Source organism: Streptomyces sp. NPDC057682 (assembly GCF_042799575.1).
Classification (GTDB): domain Bacteria; phylum Actinomycetota; class Actinomycetes; order Streptomycetales; family Streptomycetaceae; genus Streptomyces.
The window spans coordinates 499,031-517,676 of record NZ_JBHVIN010000002.1 but is presented as its reverse complement, the minus strand read 5'-3'; the positions used below and the strand labels follow the sequence as shown (position 1 = coordinate 517,676).

The window sequence follows — 18,646 nt, the reverse complement described above, 5'->3', positions numbered from 1 at the left end:
GCCCGCACCGGCGGTGCAGCGCATCCGACTGCGCTACACCAAGCGGGGCCGCCTCCGGTTCACCAGTCATCGAGACTTCCAGCGTGCCTTCGAGCGGGCGCTGCGCCGCTCCGAGGTGCCCATGGCCTACTCGGCGGGCTTCACCCCGCACCCCAAGGTCTCGTACGCCAACGCCGCACCCACCGGCACCGGCAGCGAGGCCGAGTTCCTGGAGATCGCCCTCACCGAGGCCCGCGATCCGGATACCCTGCGCGAGCTGCTCAACGACTCGCTGCCGGACGGTCTGGACATCACCGACGCCGTCGAGGCCCGCACCTCGGGTCTCGCCGACCGGCTGACCGCCTCCGTCTGGGAACTGCGGCTGGACGGCGTCGAGCCGGCCGAGGCCGAGAAGGCCGTGGCCGCGTTCAACGCCGCCGAGAGCGTCGAGGTCGAGCGCCGTACCAAGAACGGCATGCGGAGCTTCGACGCACGCGCCGCCGTCGTCGACCTGCGGGCCCTTGATCATCAGCCTGATAGGCCCGGGGACAAGGCCTGTGCGATACTGCGGCTGGTTGTTCGGCACGTGACACCTGCCGTTCGGCCTGACGACGTCCTGTCCGGTCTCCGCGTAGTGGCCGACCTGGCGCCGCCGGTCCCCGCAGCGGTGACCAGGCTGGCGCAGGGGCTCTTCGACGAGGAGTCCGGCACGGTGACCGACCCGCTCGCGCCCGACCGCGAGGCAGCCCCGGCCGCCGGGACCGCCGTCGCGACGGCGCCGGAAGGTGCAGGTTCCGCGTAAGGCGGTCGTTGTAGCGCAGCCCTCGGACTCGGGAGCCACCTGAGTCGGGCCGCGCGCTGACCCATAAGACTTTCGCCAGGCCGTGCGCACCACGCGTACGGAACCGGCGAGCCAGACATTCAGCCCCCGTGCGGCGCCCGCGCCCCGGACGGCAGAGCCGCGTGGACACGCGGACCGTGCCGGACCGGAATCAGACGCGGCGCCCGGGAGCGCGACGGGAGAAACGCCCGCATGCCCCAGCCGACCGAACCCGGCACGACCGGGAACGCAGAAGAGAACAACACCCCCGGCGACAAGCTGCCGCCGCGCCGCAGGCGCCGCGCGGCCTCCCGCCCGGCGGGCCCGCCCACCACGGGCGCACCGGCAGCCGAGGCTCCGGCCATACCGGCCGTTGACGCCGGAGTGTCGGAGAACAGCACCGAGAACACCGCGGAGGCCGAGGCCGCGCCGCCCGCGCGCACCCGCCGCCGCGCCACCCGCAAGGCGACGTCCCCCGCCGGCCCGCCGCAGGCGGCCGAGACCGTCGAGGTCGTCGAGCCCGCCGCGCCGGCCGCGTCCGCCCCGGCGACCGAGGAGGAGCCCGCCGCCCCGGCCGAGGCCCCGCGCCGCCGCCGCGCCACCCGCAAGGCCACCGCGCCCGCCGGTGCGCCGCAGGCCGCCGAGGCGGTCGAGGAGACCGTCGTCGCGGAACAGGCGGAGCCCGCCGAGGCCGTCGCTCCGGTCGAGTCCGCTCCGGCCGAGGCGCCGCGCCGCCGCCGCGCCACGCGCAAGGCCACCGCGCCCGCCGGTGCGCCGCAGGCCGCCGAGGCGGTCGAGGAGACCGTCGTCGCCGAGCAGGCCGCGCCCGTCGAGGCACCCGCCGCCGAGGCGCCGCGTACCCGCACCCGCCGCCGGGCCTCCGCGCCCGCCGGTGCGCCGCAGGCGGTCGAGGCCGTCGAGGAGACCGTCGTCGCGGAGGAGCCGGAGCCTGCCGAGGCCGTCGCTCCGGTCGAGTCCGCTCCGGCCGAGGCGCCGCGCCGCCGTCGTGCCACCCGTAAGGCCACCGCGCCCGCCGGTGCGCCGCAGACCGCCGAGGTCGTCGAGGCCGCCGCGGAGCAGCCGGGCGAGAGCCTGCCCGAGGAGGCCGTCGAGGAGCTGGCCGCCGAGAGCGCCGAGATCGAGGAAGCCGCCCCGCGCGGCCGTCAGCGCCGCCGGGCCACCTCGCCCGCCGGCCGGCCCGAGTTCACCGCGAAGGCCGAGGAGCCCGCGCGCCGCGGCCGCCGGGCGACGCGCCCCGCCGTCGCCGTGTTCCAGGCGCCCGTCTTCGCCGAGCCGATGTTCCAGACGCCGGAGACCGCTGCCGCCGCCGCTGCGGCCGCCGCGTACGACGAGGAGCCCGAGGACGAGATCACGGCGGAGGAGCAGCCGGCCGTGGAGGCCGAGCCCGCCGCGCAGAGCGGCTCGCGCCGTCGCCGTCGCCGCCGTGGCGAGGCCGCCCCCGCCGAGGAGCAGGCCGCCGCGCCCGTCGAGGAGCACGCCGAGGACGAGCAGGAGCCGGAGCACGAGGCCGAGGCCGAGACCGAGCAGGACGCGGAGGACGCCGACGAGTACGGCGACCGTCCCTCGCGCCGCCGCCGCCGTGGGGGCCGCCGCCGCCGTCGTGGCGAGTCCGCCGAGGACGACTCCGCCGAGCAGCACCCGGAGGACGCCGACCACGCCGAGGACGAGTCCGCGCGGGCCCAGGAGTCCGAGGACGAGGGCGACGAGGAGCAGGACGACCACGAGTCCGGTGCCTCGGGCTCCAGCAGCAGCCGTCGCCGCCGTCGCCGGCGCCGTCGCAGCGGGGACGCCGCGCCCGAGGCCGAGTCCGGCTCCGACGACCCGGAGCGCACGGTCGTCAAGGTCCGCGAGCCCCGCAAGAAGGACGCCGAGCGCGAGCCCGGCACCGGCTTCGACGAGGTGCAGTCCATCAAGGGCTCGACCCGGATGGAGGCCAAGAAGCAGCGCCGCCGCGAGGGCCGCGAGCAGGGCCGCCGCCGCGTGCCGATCATCACCGAGGCGGAGTTCCTGGCCCGCCGCGAGGCCGTCGAGCGTGTCATGGTCGTCCGCCAGTACGGCGAGCGCACCCAGATCGGCGTCCTTGAGGACAACGTCCTTGTTGAGCACTACGTCAACAAGGAGCAGGCCACCAGCTACGTCGGCAACGTCTACCTGGGCAAGGTCCAGAACGTGCTGCCGTCCATGGAGGCCGCCTTCGTCGACATCGGCAAGGGCCGCAACGCCGTGCTGTACGCGGGCGAGGTCAACTTCGAGGCGCTCGGCATGGCCCACGGGCCGCGCCGTATCGAGACCGCGCTCAAGTCCGGCCAGTCCGTCCTCGTCCAGGTGACGAAGGACCCGATCGGCCACAAGGGCGCCCGCCTGACCAGCCAGGTCTCGCTGCCCGGCCGCTACCTGGTCTACGTGCCCGAGGGCTCGATGACCGGGATCAGCCGCAAGCTGCCCGACACCGAGCGTGCCCGGCTCAAGACCATCCTCAAGAAGATCGTCCCCGAGGACGCGGGCGTCATCGTGCGCACCGCCGCCGAGGGCGCGAGCGAGGACGAGCTGCGCCGTGACGTCGAGCGGCTCCAGCAGCAGTGGGAGGACATCCAGAAGAAGTCGAAGAGCACCGGCAGCTCCAACGCGCCGACCCTGCTCTACGGTGAGCCGGACATGACCGTCCGGGTCGTCCGCGACATCTTCAACGAGGACTTCTCCAAGGTCATCGTCAGCGGTGACGACGCCTGGGAGACGATCTACGGATACGTCTCGCAGGTGGCGCCCGATCTGACGGACCGCCTCTCGCGGTGGACCTCCGAGGTCGACGTCTTCGCGACCTACCGGATCGACGAGCAGCTGATGAAGGCGCTGGACCGCAAGGTCTATCTGCCGAGCGGCGGCTCGCTGGTGATCGACAAGACCGAGGCGATGGTCGTCGTCGACGTCAACACCGGCAAGTTCACCGGCCAGGGCGGCAACCTGGAGGAGACGGTCACCAAGAACAACCTGGAGGCGGCCGAGGAGATCGTGCGCCAGCTGCGGCTGCGCGACCTCGGCGGCATCGTGGTCGTCGACTTCATCGACATGGTGCTGGAGTCCAACCGGGACCTGGTGCTGCGGCGTCTGCTGGAGTGCCTGGGCCGCGACCGTACGAAGCACCAGGTCGCCGAGGTCACCTCGCTGGGCCTGGTCCAGATGACCCGCAAGCGGGTCGGCCAGGGTCTGCTGGAGTCCTTCTCCGAGACCTGTGTCCACTGCAACGGGCGCGGCGTGATCGTCCACATGGAGCAGCCCGGCACGTCCGGTGGCGGCGGTGGCGGGAAGCGGTCCAAGAAGCGCCGCGGCGGTTCGGGCCACGACCACGAGCACGAGCACGTCTCCGACCACGACCACGAGCACGTGTCCGAGACGGAGACGGAGGCCGAGGTGGCCGCCGAGGTCGCCGCCCCGGTGGCGCTTCCCGAGCCGGAGTTCGTCCCGGACGAGGAGCTGTACAGCAGCCCGGCCGAGGCCGAGGCCGCCGCCACGCGCGGCCGCGGCCGCCGTCGGGCGACCCGCAAGGCCACGGCGCCCGCCGGTGCTCCGAGGACCGCGTCCGCCCCGGCCCCCCAGGCCGAGCCGGCCGCAGAGCCGGAGACCACCGAGGCGCCGGCCGCCCCGGCGGTGGAGGCCGAGGCCCCCGTGGCCGAGGCGCCGCAGGGCCGCACCCGTCGCCGGGCGACCCGGAAGGCGACCGCCCCGGCGGGCGCTCCCGCCGCGGCCGAACCGGCCGAGGCCGCCCCGGTCGCCGAGGAGCCGGCACCCGCCGAGGAGCCGGCGCCCGTCGCCGACCCGGTCGCGGCCGAGGACCCGGTCGTCGAGGCGCCCGCGGAGGCGCTCGTCGAGGAGCCGGCCCCGCCGCGCGCCCGTCGCCGGGTGACCCGCAAGGTCAGCGCGCCCGCGGGCCCGCCCGCCGGTGCCGAGGAGGCCGAGGTCGTCGTGGTCACGGCGGCCGAGCCGGAGACCGCCCCCGAGGCGGAGGCCGAGCCGGCCCCCGCCAAGAAGGCGGCCCGCAAGACGGCGAAGAAGGCCACGGCCAAGAAGGCCGCCGTCAAGAAGACCGCGGCGAAGAAGACCGCGGCCAAGAAGACGACGGCCAAGAAGGCGGCGAAGAAGACGGTGGCGGCCGAGCAGTCCGCCCCGGCCCCCGTCACCGCTCCGGCCGACGAGGTCTGACCCACCTGGGGCCCGTACGGGGGCCGGCGCCACGGCGACCGGCCCCCGTACGGGCCCCGGCACCGCGCGCGACGCAGTCGGGCCGGTCCCACCACGGGGCCGGCCGGCTGCGTTCCGGCGCCGGGCCGCCCCCGTACCCGACACGGAAGTCCCCGTACATGCACAAGATCCAGAAGGCCGTCATACCCGCCGCCGGGCTCGGTACCCGGTTCCTGCCGGCGACCAAGGCGACTCCCAAGGAGATGCTGCCGGTCGTCGACAAGCCGGCGATCCAGTACGTCGTCGAGGAGGCCGCCGCCGCGGGGCTGAACGACGTCTTGATGATCACCGGGCGCAACAAGCGGGCCCTGGAGGACCACTTCGACCGGAACTACGAGCTGGAGTCGGCGCTCACCCGCAAGGGCGATGACGAGCGGCTGGTCCGGGTCCAGGAGTCCAGCGACCTGGCGACCATGCACTACGTCCGGCAGGGCGACCCCAAGGGCCTCGGCCACGCGGTGCTGTGCGCGGAGCCCCATGTCGGCGCCGAGCCCTTCGCCGTGCTGCTGGGCGACGACCTGATCGACCCGCGCGACCCGCTGCTGGCCCGGATGACGGAGATCCAGGAGCGCGAGGGCGGCAGCGTCGTCGCGCTGATGGAGGTCGCCCCGGAGCAGATCCACCTGTACGGCTGCGCCGCGGTGGAGACCACGGCGGAGGACGACGTCGTCCGGGTGACCGGACTGGTCGAGAAGCCGGAGACCGGGGACGCCCCGAGCAATCTGGCCGTCATCGGGCGCTACGTCCTCGACCCCGCCGTCTTCGCGGTGCTGCGCGACACCGAACCGGGCCGCGGCGGCGAGATCCAGCTCACCGACGCGCTCCAGCAGCTGGCCATGGACGAGAAGCTCGGCGGTCCGGTGCACGGCGTCGTCTTCCGGGGCCGCCGTTACGACACCGGCGACCGGGGCGACTATCTGCGCGCCATCGTCCGGCTCGCCTGCGAACGCGAGGACCTGGGCCCCGACTTCCGCGACTGGCTGCGCGGCTTCGTGTCCACCGAACTCTGAGCGCCGCCGCCCGGCGTCCGCACCCCATCCGAGACACCCGTACCGAGACCGAGGAGACACCCCATGATCGGCATGATCCTGGCGGCCGGCGCCGGCCGCCGTCTGCGTCCCTACACCGACACCCTGCCCAAGGCCCTCGTGCCGGTCGGCCCCGAGGGCGACGAGGAGAGCCTGACCGTCGTCGACCTGACGCTCGGCAACTTCGCCGAGGTCGGCCTGACCGACGTCGCGATCATCGTGGGCTACCGCAAGGAGGCCCTGTACGAGCGCAAGGCCGCCCTGGAGGCGAAGTACGGCGTCAGCATCACGCTGATCGACAACGACAAGGCCGAGGAGTGGAACAACGCCTACTCCCTGTGGTGCGGCCGTGACGCCCTCAAGGACGGCGTCATCCTCGCCAACGGCGACACCGTGCACCCGGTCTCCGTCGAGAAGACGCTGCTCGCCGCCCGCGGCGAGGGCAAGAAGATCATCCTCGCCCTCGACACGGTGAAGCAGCTCGCCGACGAGGAGATGAAGGTCGTCGTCGAGGACGGCAAGGGCGTCCGCCGCATCACCAAGCTGATGGACCCGGCCGAGGCCACCGGCGAGTACATCGGCGTCACCCTCATCGAGGGCGAGGCCGCCGAGGAGCTGGCCGACGCCCTGAAGACCACCTTCGAGCGCGACCCCGACCTCTACTACGAGGACGGCTACCAGGAGCTGGTCAACCGCGGCTTCAAGGTCGACGTGGAGCCGATCGGCGACGTCAAGTGGGTCGAGATCGACAACCACGAGGACCTCGCCAAGGGCAGGAAGATCGCGTGCCAGTACTGACCCGGCTGATACCCGCGCCGGTCGTCGTCGACATCCGGGCCGGCGCTCTGGCGGATCTGGCGACGGTCCTCGCCGATCAGCGGATCTCCGGCTCCGGCAAGCTGGCGATCGCGATCAGCGGGGGTTCCGGCCGGGCGCTGCGCGAGCGGCTCTCGGACAGCCTGCCGGGTGCTTCCTGGTTCGAGGTGGGCGGCGGCACGCTCGACGACGCCGTCCGCCTCGCCGAGGCCATGAAGTCCGGCCGGTACGACGCCGTCGTCGGGCTCGGCGGCGGCAAGATCATCGACTGCGCCAAGTTCGCCGCGGCGCGCATCGGGCTGCCGCTGGTCGCCGTCGCGACGAACCTGTCGCACGACGGTCTGTGCTCCCCGGTGGCGACCCTGGACAACGACGCGGGCCGCGGCTCGTACGGCGTCCCCAACCCGATCGCCGTCGTCATCGACCTGGACGTCATCCGCGAGGCCCCTGTCCGCTTCGTGCGCTCCGGGATCGGGGACGCGCTCTCGAACATCTCCGCCGTGGCGGACTGGGAGCTGGCCCACCGGGTCAACGGCGAGGACATCGACGGACTCTCCGCGGCGATGGCCCGGCAGGCCGGCGAGGCCGTGCTGCGCCACCCCGGGTCCCTCGGCGACGACGGCTTCCTCCAGGTGCTGGCCGAGGGGCTGGTGCTCACCGGCATCTCGATGTCGGTGGCGGGGGACAGCCGTCCCGCGTCCGGGGCCTGCCACGAGATCAACCACGCCTTCGACCTGCTCTTCCCCCGGCGCGCGGCCAGCCACGGGGAGCAGTGCGGCCTGGGCGCGGCGTTCGCGATGCATCTGCGGGGCGCGTACGCGGAGTCGGTGCGGATGGCCGGGGCGCTGCGGCGGCACGGTCTGCCGGTCACCGCGGAGGAGATCGGGTTCACCGCGGAGGAGTTCGTCTCCGTCGTGGAGTTCGCCCCCCGCACCCGGCCGGGCCGCTACACGATCCTGGAGCATCTGAACCTGTCCCCGGACAGGATCCGGGACGCCTACGCCGCGTACACCGAGGCCGTCGCGGCCTGAGCCGGAGCCCGGTTTGACCGGGCTGTCCGGGGCCCGTAACCTTGACCCTCGGCGTTTGTTCGCCACACCTCTGAGCACTGACCTCCCGCTCGTACGGGAGAGGCCGCTCGTCCAATCCGGATCATCGCGGGCCCCGGCCCGTGTGGGCGGCTGGCATCAGGGGTTTCCGCTTCGAGTGAGAGTGAGATCCGCGTGTACGCCATCGTGCGCAGCGGTGGTCGCCAGCACAAGGTTGCTGTCGGCGACATCGTTGAGGTTGACAAGATTTCCACTGCCAAGGTGGGCGACACGGTAGAGCTCTCTACCCTGCTCGTTGTCGACGGCGACGCCGTGACCAGCGACCCGTGGGTCCTGGACGGCATCAAGGTCCAGGCCGAGGTCGTGGACCACCACAAGGGCGCGAAGATCGACATCCTTCGCTACAAGAACAAGACCGGCTACCGCCGTCGCCAGGGTCACCGCCAGCAGTACACGGCGATCAAGGTCACCGGTATCCCCGCGGCTGCGAAGTAAGGGACTGAGGAGACATGGCACACAAGAAGGGCGCATCGTCCACCCGGAACGGGCGCGACTCCAACGCTCAGCGGCTCGGCGTGAAGCGCTTCGGCGGTCAGGCCGTCAACGCCGGTGAGATCCTGGTCCGCCAGCGCGGCACCCACTTCCACCCGGGCACGGGCGTCGGCCGTGGCGGCGACGACACGCTGTTCGCCCTGGCCGCCGGTGCGGTCCAGTTCGGCACCCACCGTGGCCGCAACGTGGTGAACATCGTTCCGATCGCCGGCTGAATCCCCGGCGCTCGTCGAGCGTGATGACGTGGAGGCGGACCTCACTTCCTGTGACGGGAAGTGGGTCCGCCTTTCGCGTGTTGTCCCTCGGGGACGCACGCGCGAGACTTTTCTGTACGGAGTAACTGGAGGTTCCACCCATGACCACCTTCGTGGACCGCGTCGAACTGCATGTCGCCGCGGGTAACGGAGGCCACGGCTGTGCCTCCGTCCACCGTGAGAAGTTCAAGCCGCTGGGCGGCCCGGACGGCGGCAACGGCGGCCGTGGCGGCGATGTGACCCTGGTCGTCGACCAGGACGTCACCACGCTGCTCGACTACCACCACCACCCCCACCGCAAGGCCACCAACGGCCAGCCCGGCGCGGGCGACAACCGCACCGGCAAGGAGGGCCAGGACCTGGTCCTGCCCGTGCCGGACGGCACCGTCGTCCTGGACCGGGCCGGCAACGTGCTCGCCGACCTGGTCGGCCAGGGCACCGCCTTCGTCGCGGGCCAGGGCGGCCGCGGCGGCCTCGGCAACGCGGCCCTGGCCTCCGCCCGGCGCAAGGCCCCCGGCTTCGCGCTGCTGGGCGAGCCCGGCGAGGCCCGGGACATCGTCCTGGAACTGAAGACCGTCGCCGATGTCGCGCTGGTGGGCTACCCGAGCGCGGGCAAGTCCTCGCTGATCTCGGTCCTGTCGGCCGCCAAGCCGAAGATCGCCGACTACCCGTTCACCACCCTGGTCCCCAACCTCGGCGTGGTCACCGCGGGCTCCACCGTCTACACCATCGCGGACGTCCCGGGACTGATCCCCGGCGCCAGCCAGGGCAAGGGCCTCGGCCTGGAGTTCCTGCGCCACGTCGAGCGCTGCTCGGTGCTCGTGCACGTCCTGGACACCGCGACGCTGGAGTCCGACCGCGACCCGGTCTCCGACCTCGACATGATCGAGGAGGAGCTGAAGCTGTACGGCGGGCTGGAGGACCGGCCCCGCGTCGTCGTCCTCAACAAGATCGACATCCCGGACGGCCAGGACCTCGCGGACATGATCCGCCCCGATCTGGAGGCCCGCGGCTACCGCGTCTTCGAGGTCTCTGCGGTCGCCCGCACCGGCCTCAAGGAGCTGTCCTACGCGCTGGCCGGCATCATCGCCGAGGCGCGCGCGGCCAAGCCGGTCGAGGAGGCGACCCGTATCGTCATCCGGCCCAAGGCCGTGGACGACACCGGCTTCACCGTGACGCTGGAGGACGACGGCATCTACCGGGTGCGCGGCGAGAAGCCGGAGCGCTGGGTGCGCCAGACCGACTTCAACAACGACGAGGCCGTCGGCTACCTCGCGGACCGGCTCAACCGGCTCGGCGTCGAGGACGAGCTGCGCAGGGCCGGGGCGCGGGCGGGCGACGGCGTCGCCATCGGCGCCGAGGACAACGCGGTCGTCTTCGACTGGGAGCCGACCGTCTCGGCCGGTGCGGAGATGCTCGGCCGCCGTGGTGAGGACCACCGCCTGGAGGAGCCGCGCCCGGCCGCCCAGCGGCGGCGCGACCGCGAGGCGGAGCGCGACGAGGCCGGTCAGGAGTACCAGGACTTCGATCCGTTCGCGTAGCGAGGTTCCGTCGGGGGTGTGTCCCCCGCACCGGCCGGTCCGGTGCGGGGGACACACCCCTTTCGTCGGAAGGATGTACGGTGATTTGACCGGTTTCCGTACGCCATCACCGTGCTCGGTGGGCTATGGTCAAAGATTCGATAAACTTTCACTCCCTGCACAACCCTGTGACCTTCCTGTCCGTCTTCCTGGTGCGGGGGCCTGCCCTCGTACCAGCCGAGGGGGTAGGGGGAGCGCGGTGAACACCGCGCGAGGCTGCCCTGGGACTGCCGCGCGACGCGGCCCAGCCGAAAGACGCAAGTGAAGATTTCATTTCTGGTGCGCGACCTCTGCCACATGGGCGGAGTGGTGAGTGCGACGCAGAACCTCGCGGGTGCGCTCGCCGCCCGGCACGAGGTGGAGATCGTCGCCCTTCGCAAGGTGCGGGACGAGTCGTACTTTCCTCTCGACCCGAGGGTGTCGGTGCGCGTCCTGACCGATCTGCGCAAGCACTCGCCGACATCGGACCTGGACGACCCGCTGATCGAGGTCTTCCCCAAGGTGTACCCGGTCGACCCGGCGGAGAAGAAGCCCGTGGTCAGCCGGCTCGCCGAGCTGCGGCTGCTCGAATTCCTCGCCACCACCGACGCGGACGTCGTGGTCAGCTCCAGCCCGCGCAACACGATCATGCTCTCGTACGCCGAGGGGAACTACCTGCGGGTCACGCAGGAGCACTCCATGCCCTCGATCTACGCGAAGTACTACCAGGGCCGGCTCTTCAAGGCGTACCACTCGCTGGACGCGCTCACCGCCCTCACCCCCGAAGAGGTCGTGAGCATCGGCAACCAGGTGCCGGGCGTGCGCAACCGCCTGGCCGTCATGCCCAACTGCGTGCCCGCCGCCCCCGTCCAGTCCAAGAGCACCAACAAGGTCATCATCGCGGCCGGACTGCTCAAGGAGAACAAGAACTTCGCCGCCGTCGTCGACGCCTTCGCCACGGTCGTGGCCAAGCGCCCCGACTGGCGGCTGCGGATCTACGGCGGCGGCACCGAGAAGGCCAATCTGCGCAAGCAGATCGAGACCCTCGGCCTGCACAACACCGTGACCCTGATGGGGCCCGCCGCGCCGGTCTCGCCCGAGTTCAGCAAGGGTTCGGTCTTCGTCCTGCCGTCCAAGCGCGAGGCCTTCGGCAACGTCATCGTCGAGGCGATGGCGGCCGGTCTCCCGGTCGTCAGCACCGACGCCGACCACGGCCCGCGCAACATCATCACCCACGGCGAGGACGGGCTGATCGTCCCGCGCGGCGACACCGCCGCCATGGCCGAGGCCATCCTCGAACTGGTCGAGGACGACGAGCGCCGCAAGCGCATGGGCGCGGCCGCCGTACGCAACGCCGTGCGCTTCCACGAGCCCGCCAGCTGCGCCCGGTTCGAGGCGATCCTGCACGACGCCGCCGCCCGCCGCGCCCTGCCCACGACCGCCACCGCCCAGGTGGACGGCATGGGCGCGGTCCACATCGACGTCGGCACCCTGCCCCCCGAGGGCCACGGCGCCGAGATCGTCTGCCGCCGCACCGGCCGCAACCCGGCCGAGGAGCGCTTCGCCATCGACCCCGACGGCTCCGCCGTGGTGCCCTGGCGCGGCGGACTGCCCGAGGGCACCTGGGAGCTGTCCGTCCGCGCCCAGGACGGCAACGAGGTCCCGCTCACCGTCGACGGCTACGGCTGCGACGTACGCGATCTGCTCAACGTCCCGCTGCCCCGCCAGGCGGGCGCCCCCGCCCTGGAGCTGCTGCTGCCGCACCGGGGGGAGATGGACCGGCTGCGCATCCGCAGTGTGGTGCGGGAGACCCACGCCGAGATAGACGCACTGGACGTGGACAACGAGAGCGCCGAGGTCGCCGCCTCCGTCTGGGGGGTCGCCCCGGGTCCGGGCGCGGTCCTGGAGGCCGTCCACCGCAAGGACAAGGAGCGGGTGCTGTCCTTCCCCGTGACGGCCGGCGAGGACGGCCGCATCACCGCCGTGGTCGACTGCGCCACGCTGGTGCGGGAGCACGAGGGACCCGAGCAGATCTGGGACGTGTGGCTGCGTCCCGCCGCCGGGGCGGAGCGGGTGCAGGTGGGCAAGCTGGCCACCGATGTGCTCGCCCCCATCGGGGTCTTCACCTTCCCCCGCCCGGTGATCCGCATCCTGCCCGAGCCCAGCAGGACCCTGCTCGCCAAGGTCGGCCGCAGGGTCACGCGCACGCTCAACGGCGGCAAGCCGGCCCCGCGCCCGGTCACGAAGGTCGAGATCCGGCCGTACTACACGGCGCTGTCGCAGCTCGCCTTCAAGACCGTGGACGTCGCCCCGTAACGGACGCGCCCACACCGCCGTCGTACGCGAAGGGGGCGGCCCGGGGAAGGAATCCCCGGGCCGCCCCCTTCGGCGTGTGCCGTTACTTCTCGCCCTTCAGCTCCGTCGCCTGCTCGATCATGCGGTCCACGACGCGCTGCGAGGCGCTGCCGTCGTCGAGGTCGCAGAAGAGGTGGTGGAAGCGGTCGAAGCGCTCGCCGTACTGCGGCCACACCGTGTCGATGTCACGGATCGAGTCGATCAGCTCGGAGGACGTACGGACCAGCGGTCCGGGGGAGTCCTTCTCGAAGTCGAAGTAGAACCCGCGCAGCGTGTCCCGGTAGTGCTCCAGGTCGTACGTGAAGAAGAGCATCGGCCGCTTGAGGTGCGCGTAGTCGAACATCACGGACGAGTAGTCGGTGATCATGATGTCGGACGCCAGGTACAGATCGGCGATGTCCGGGTACTCGGAGACGTCCCAGACGAAGCCGTTGCCCGCGCCCGGCACCTGGTCGACCACGTTGGAGTGGCGGCGGATCAGCAGGACGTGGTCGTCGCCGAGGCGGCGGCGGGCGTCCTCCAGGTCGAGCCGCAGGTCGAAGGAGTACTGACCGGCCCGGTGCGACTGGTCGTCGCGCCAGGTCGGCGCGTAGAGCACGACCTTCTTGCCCTCGGGCAGTCCGATGCGCTTCCTGATCGTCTCGGCGAGCTTGTCCCGCTCCTCCGAGTACAGGTAGTCGTTGCGCGGGTAGCCGGCCTCCAGGATCTCCCCGTCGTACGAGAACGCGCGCTTCAGGATCGGGGTGCTGAAGCGGTTGGAGGAGACGAGCATGCTCCAGTTCTTCGCCTCCAGCTCCAGACGCTTCTGGTACTCCTTGTCGAAGTGGAGCGTGTCGATGTCATGGCCGATCTTCTTCAGCATCGTGCCGTGCCAGGTCTGCACGATGACCTGGCCGGGACGGCGTACGACCCACTCGGGCAGGTGCGCGTTGGTCACGATGTACTTGCTGGAGGCCAGCGCGTCGAACCACTCGGTGCCCCACATCCGGACCTTCTCGGCCGTGGGAGGCAGTTCCACCTGGCCGTCGCGGACCGCCCACAGGTGCTTGAGGTCGGCGCCCCGGCGCACCAGCTCCTCGTGCATGGCACGCGGGCTGTCCGAGTACTGCTTGCCGTTGTAGCTCAGGTAGAACACCTGGTCACGCAGCGGCTCCTGGCACTTGGCGTCGTAGACGTCGCGGCGCAGCTGGGCCTGGCGGAACGGGCCGCGCTCCACGTCGGCCAGCTCCGAGCGGCAGTTGAGCTGCGGGAAGTCGTGCCAACGGGCCTCCAGCCAGTAGCGGCGGCCCCTCAGCGTGGTGTGCAGCGGGAACTGGTCGGAGGCGAGCCGGTCGATGACGAACTCGACGTCCGGGCCCTCGGGCCGGCGGAGGAAGAAGTTCCACCGGCCGGCCTTGAGCGGGATGGTGCCCTGGGCGCCGCCGCCCAGCGTCGACGGGTCGAAGGCCGTCTCGTAGGAGCCGTCCGCGCTCCAGGTGATCGGGACCAGCCGCTCGTCGAAGCGCTCCTTGGCCTTCAGGAGCAGTTCCGAGCCGACCAGGTGCAGCGGGGCGTGGCCGGACAGCACGATCTTGCCGTCCCGCTCGCTCACCTTGGTCATCACGGCGCGCTCGGTCTGGCCGCGGAACTTCAGATAGCCGTTGTGGCCGGCGATGACCGCCAGCTCGCGCCGGGCCGCCTGCGGCTCCGTGCTCGCGGGCAGCGGGAAGCGGGCGTCCTCGATGCCCTCCTGGACGACCGGGCTCAGCCGGCGCGGCTGGGCGTTCTCGTCCGGTCCGGAGACCATGAGCGCGGTGCTCCAGTTGCGGACCCGGGGCTGGGCGTGGCCCTCCGTGGTCTCGGAGGTGACCAGGGCGACATCGGCCAGCGGCACCTCGACCCGGAAGGAGTGGGGCGCGGAGCCGCCCGCCTCGACGCTCACGTCGTAGCGGTGGACCTCGCCGCTCGCCTGGTTCGAGACCTGCAGCGTGACGGTCTCGTCGCTCGCCACCGGCGTACGGATCTCGCCCCGGACCACGATCCGGTCGCCGTCCAGCTCACGGCCGGTCACCAGCGCGTTGACCCGCTCGATGCGCAGCTTCAGGGCGGCGCCCTCGACGCTGGGCAGCATCCGGTGGTTCTCGTCGAGCCACTGGTAGGGCGGGAAGTTGGCGGCGCTGCCGCCGTTGGACTGGATGCCGCGGCGGCGCAGCAGCCCGGAGGACACGACGATGACACCGATGTGCCATATGCCCTCCTCCCACTGGCCGTTGTGGCGGAGCTTGGCCGGGTCGAAGGAGAACTCCCAGCCCGACCAGTCGTAGTTGTAGCGCTTCTGCCAGGTGTCCGAGGTGCGGCCGGGGCGGTAGACGTTCTTGGCCGGGAAGACCAGACGGCGGCGCGAACCGCCCTTCTTGATCTGGATGAACTTGGCGGTGCTCCGCCGGTTCGGGATGTCGATCTTGTCGATCCAGGCGTCGCCGGTCAGCAGCAGCTTGCCCTTGCGCCACTCCACGCCGACCAGAGGGGTCCTGAGCTCCAGGTCCTTGTCGATGCGCAGGGTCTTGCGGGAGAGCGTGACCCCGCTGCGGTCCAGGGCCTTGAAGCCGGCGTACTTGCGCAGGAAGCCGCTCACCTCGACCGGCTCGCGCCGGCGCTGGTCGGCGAGCAGGTCGATCAGCTCGGAGACGGCGCCGCGGCGCACCAGCGCGTACTGCACGCGCAGCACGGCGGGCAGCTCGTCCAGGACCTGCGGGTCGACCTGGTCGAGGTAGCGGTTGGCCGCGATCAGGAAGGCCTCGCGGTACTCCTCGTCGCCGTCCGGCACCACGTTGAGGAAGATGCGCAGGTCGTCGCGGAGCACACGGGCGTCGTACTCCCGCTTGAACTGGGCCCACTTGGCTCCGGGCCGGCCGGCCAGGAACTGGGTCACGGTCTCGCAGGCGGCGACGCGGTCGCGGACGCCCTGCGGGTCGGTCCGGCGCTGGGTGATCGACGGGGCGGACTCGCCCTCGCGCAGCCGCCAGTAGTAGACGGGCTCGCCGATCAGGTCGATGGCGTCGGCCAGGTAGTGGGCGCGCAGCACCACGGCGCTGTCCTCGTAGAGCACGCCCTCGGGGAAGGTGAAGGAGTGCTTCTCCCAGAACGTGCGGCGCCAGACCTTGTTGCACGAGATGCGGTCGGCGACGAGCTTGGGGTACTCGGAGATGTGGGTGCGCTTGCGGGCCTCGCCGGCCAGCATCTTCATGAGCGGGACCTGCCAGGACCGCTCGCCCTTGACGTGGAAGACGTTGCCGGTGGCGAAGTCGGAGCCGGTCTCGTCGAGGCTGGCGACCATCATGCGGTAGCCGTCCGGCGGGATGACGTCGTCGCTGTCGAGGAACGCGAAGTACTCGCTCTCGGGCGCCATGTTGGCCAGACCGGCGTTACGGGCCGAGCCGAGGCCGCCGTTCACCTTCGTCACCAGCTTGAAGCGCGGGTCGCGGGCGGCGAAGGCCTCGGCTATCGCCGCCGAGCCGTCGGTCGAGCCGTCGTCGACCATGACGCATTCGAAGTCGGCGAAGGTCTGTGCCTCCACCGAATCGAGACACGCCTCCAGATACGCCTCGACGTTGTACATCGGCACGATGACACTGAGCCGGGGGGTCATGTTGTTCGGCATTCCTTTCGGGTCAGACCCGCTCGACCGGTTCGAGCGCCTGGGCAGGAGATGGTGCGGGCTTGCGGTCGGCAAGCGGGACGACGGGAAGGACGTTCTTCTCGCCGAGGAAGACGGTGCGTACGACACGCTCGGCCGCGTGGCCGTCGTCGAAGTCGCAGAAGCGCTCGCGGAAGGCGCTGCGGAAGCGGGCGGACTTCTCGCTGTGCCACTCGTCGGAGCGGAGGATCCCGGTGAGCTCCTCCTGGCTGGTGGCGACGGCACCGGGGGGCTCCGCCATCAGGTCGAAGTAGGTGCCCCGGACGACCTTGTACGTGTCCCAGTCGTCGGCGAAGATCACGATCGGCCGGTCCAGGTTGGCGTAGTCGAACATCGCCGAGGAGTAGTCGGTGATCAGGGCGTCGGACGCCAGATAGAGCTGCTCGACGACCGGGTGCGCGGAGACGTCGATCACCCGGCCGCTGGCCTGGAGCGCGGCGAGCTTCCCGGTCGGCTTGTAGAAGTAGTGCCCGCGCACCAGCAGCGTGACGTCGGGGCCCAGCTCCTCGGCCAGCTTCGGCAGGTCGATCCGCGGGGTGAACTCCTTCTGGTACTCGCGGTGCGTCGGCATGTAGAGGAAGACGGTGGAGCCGTCGGCCACGCCCAGTTCGCGGCGGGCCTGTGCGACCTCGCGGGCACCGGAGTTGATCAGCACGTCGTTGCGCGGGTAGCCGGTCTCCAGCGAGGTGTACGAGCAGGGGTACACCCGCTCCCACACGGAGGTGGAGAAGCGGTTCGCGGAGACGCTGTAGTCCCAGCGGTCGCAGCGCCGCAGCAGGTCCTCCATGTCCATGTTGGTGGAGGCCGGGTAGTTCGCCTGGTCCAGGCCCATCGTCTTCAGCGGGGTGCCGTGGTGGGTCTGGAGGTGGATCTGGCCCTCGCGCTTGACCAGCGCGTCGGCGAAGTTCACGTTGTTGACGAAGTACGTGCCCCGGGCCAGCGCCGTCCAGTACTCACGGGAGCCGACGACGACCGTCTCGACGCCCTTGGGGACCCGCTTCACATGCTCGGCGCGGACCGCCCAGACCCGGCGGATGTGCGGGGCCAGCCGGGCCAGCTCGGCGTCGATCGCGGCCGGGTTGCAGGAGTAGCCCCGGCTCCAGTAGGCGGAGAAGACCGCGAGGTTCGGGTCCAGGGGCAGCCGCAGCTGCGACTGGTAGATCATCCGCATCGCGGCCCGCTTGGCCCGGCCGACCCGCTCGACGTTGCGCGCCCGGGTCCGGTTGCGCACCCGGCTGGCCCGGGTGACCCCGGTCAGGCCGGAGTAGGAGTCCATGCCGAGCAGGGCGTACTTGTATCCGCGGCCGCCGCCCGGACGCTCGAAACCCTCGGGCAGCCGTCGTTGGTAATCGGCGGCTGCCCGGTGGAAGAATTCGGACCGCGCACCCTTCGGGAGGCGGCCCGGCTTTTCCATGACGGTGAGATAATGGTCGACCATTTTGCGGAAAATGGCCGGCCGCCAGGAATCGAGTTCCGGGCGGTCGTCGAGATAGGCGAAGACACGGTCGTACTGGTCGAACACATCGAAATGCTTGCGGCTGACCGTCTTGAGGATGTTCCCGCCCTCGCGCCGCTGGCGGTAGAGCACACAGGTGCGGTCGAGCAGGGCGATGCGCTCGGCGGTGACCAGTGTGGAGTACGTCCAGGGGGCGTCCTCGTAGTAGCCGGTGGGGAAGCGGAAGCCGTGGGCCTCGACGAAGTCCCGGCGGTAGGCCTTGTTCCAGACGATCTGCAGCAGGTCCAGCAGCTCGGGGCGCTCGGAGAGCGGGAAGACGTCCGGACCGGGGCGGGAGAGCAGCTCGGCGCGCTGGTTGGGCAGCAGCCGGCCGTCCCAGTAGCTCCGGGTGTAGTCGTAGACCAGGACGTCGGGATCGTCCGTCTCGGCGAGCCGGGCGGCGATCGCGGAGAGCGAGCCGGGCGTCAGGGTGTCGTCGCTGTCCAGGAAGAGCAGATAGTCACCGGTCGCCTGCTCCATTCCGGCGTTGCGGGCGTGGCCCAGGCCCACGTTCTCGCTGAGGTGCAGCACCCGGACCCGGGGGTCGCGTCCCGCGTACTCGTCCAGGATGGCGCCGGAGTTGTCCGGCGAGCAGTCGTCCACGGCGACGACCTCGAAGTCGGTGAAGTCCTGCCGCAGCACGGAGTCGAGGCACTCCCGGACATACCCCTGCACGTTGTACGCAGGCACGATGAGTGTCAGTCGAGGCATCCTTCACCAGTCCAGAGAGCTGTCTGCAGGGTCCGTGCGAGGCACCGATTCGCACCGCGGAATCATGGGGGAGCGCCGGAGCACCTGAACAGCGT

11 protein-coding genes are annotated in these 18,646 nt (G+C 71.4%); 9 read left to right on the top strand and 2 right to left on the bottom strand.

Annotated elements, in window-relative coordinates; translation table 11 throughout:
* Positions 1 to 13: 13 nt before the first annotated feature.
* From ACFVDM_RS05020 to ACFVDM_RS04980, 9 genes are all read left to right on the top strand, one after another.
* On the top strand, positions 14 to 781 hold the full coding sequence (locus tag ACFVDM_RS05020; protein ID WP_383633331.1) for a TIGR03936 family radical SAM-associated protein: 768 nt from the start codon (positions 14 to 16) through the stop codon (positions 779 to 781).
* Positions 782 to 1,012: 231 nt separating this feature from the next.
* Positions 1,013 to 5,017, top strand: coding sequence for an Rne/Rng family ribonuclease (locus ACFVDM_RS05015; protein ID WP_383633329.1), 4,005 nt, complete (start codon positions 1,013 to 1,015; stop codon positions 5,015 to 5,017).
* A gap of 158 nt (positions 5,018 to 5,175) precedes the next feature.
* On the top strand, positions 5,176 to 6,066 hold the full coding sequence (galU, locus tag ACFVDM_RS05010; RefSeq protein ID WP_383633327.1) for a UTP--glucose-1-phosphate uridylyltransferase GalU: 891 nt from the start codon (positions 5,176 to 5,178) through the stop codon (positions 6,064 to 6,066).
* A gap of 63 nt (positions 6,067 to 6,129) precedes the next feature.
* Entirely contained in the window at positions 6,130 to 6,882 is a 753-nt protein-coding gene (locus ACFVDM_RS05005) for a sugar phosphate nucleotidyltransferase (RefSeq protein ID WP_383633324.1), read from the top strand.
* A complete protein-coding gene (locus ACFVDM_RS05000) occupies positions 6,870 to 7,931 on the top strand; it encodes an iron-containing alcohol dehydrogenase family protein (RefSeq protein WP_383633321.1) in 1,062 nt (353 codons plus the stop codon). Before ACFVDM_RS05005 ends, ACFVDM_RS05000 begins: the two co-directional genes overlap by 13 nt.
* A 192-nt stretch (positions 7,932 to 8,123) precedes the next feature.
* The gene (gene rplU / locus ACFVDM_RS04995) at positions 8,124 to 8,444 is read left to right on the top strand and encodes a 50S ribosomal protein L21 (protein WP_014045903.1); all 321 of its coding nucleotides are present in this window, start codon (positions 8,124 to 8,126) and stop codon (positions 8,442 to 8,444) included.
* 14 nt (positions 8,445 to 8,458) lie between these two features.
* Entirely contained in the window at positions 8,459 to 8,716 is a 258-nt protein-coding gene (gene rpmA, locus ACFVDM_RS04990) for a 50S ribosomal protein L27 (protein ID WP_018551605.1), read from the top strand.
* Positions 8,717 to 8,856: 140 nt separating this feature from the next.
* A complete protein-coding gene (gene obgE, locus ACFVDM_RS04985; RefSeq protein ID WP_383633317.1) occupies positions 8,857 to 10,296 on the top strand; it encodes a GTPase ObgE in 1,440 nt (479 codons plus the stop codon).
* 300 nt (positions 10,297 to 10,596) lie between these two features.
* A complete protein-coding gene (locus ACFVDM_RS04980; protein WP_383633315.1) occupies positions 10,597 to 12,630 on the top strand; it encodes a glycosyltransferase in 2,034 nt (677 codons plus the stop codon).
* An 82-nt stretch (positions 12,631 to 12,712) separates the two neighbouring features.
* Here the strand turns inward: ACFVDM_RS04980 and ACFVDM_RS04975 are convergent, their stop codons facing one another.
* Together ACFVDM_RS04975 and ACFVDM_RS04970 are read right to left on the bottom strand one after the other, a co-directional pair.
* On the bottom strand, positions 12,713 to 16,297 hold the full coding sequence (locus tag ACFVDM_RS04975; RefSeq protein ID WP_383633312.1) for a CDP-glycerol glycerophosphotransferase family protein: 3,585 nt from the start codon (positions 16,295 to 16,297) through the stop codon (positions 12,713 to 12,715).
* Positions 16,298 to 16,319: 22 nt separating this feature from the next.
* Positions 16,320 to 18,551, bottom strand: a complete 2,232-nt coding sequence (locus ACFVDM_RS04970) for a CDP-glycerol glycerophosphotransferase family protein (RefSeq protein WP_383633309.1) — start codon at positions 18,549 to 18,551, stop codon at positions 16,320 to 16,322.
* Between the last annotated feature and the right edge of the window lie 95 nt (positions 18,552 to 18,646).

Bases quoted from the DNA above. Each gene is read 5' to 3' on its own strand.
- ACFVDM_RS04970 (WP_383633309.1), bottom strand. From the start codon at position 18,551: ATGCCTCGACTGACACTCATCGTGCCTGCGTACAACGTGCAGGGGTAT.
- ACFVDM_RS05005 (WP_383633324.1), top strand. From the start codon at position 6,130: ATGATCGGCATGATCCTGGCGGCCGGCGCCGGCCGCCGTCTGCGTCCC.
- obgE (WP_383633317.1), top strand. From the start codon at position 8,857: ATGACCACCTTCGTGGACCGCGTCGAACTGCATGTCGCCGCGGGTAAC.
- galU (WP_383633327.1), top strand. From the start codon at position 5,176: ATGCACAAGATCCAGAAGGCCGTCATACCCGCCGCCGGGCTCGGTACC.
- ACFVDM_RS04975 (WP_383633312.1), bottom strand. From the start codon at position 16,297: ATGACCCCCCGGCTCAGTGTCATCGTGCCGATGTACAACGTCGAGGCG.
- rpmA (WP_018551605.1), top strand. From the start codon at position 8,459: ATGGCACACAAGAAGGGCGCATCGTCCACCCGGAACGGGCGCGACTCC.
- ACFVDM_RS05015 (WP_383633329.1), top strand. From the start codon at position 1,013: ATGCCCCAGCCGACCGAACCCGGCACGACCGGGAACGCAGAAGAGAAC.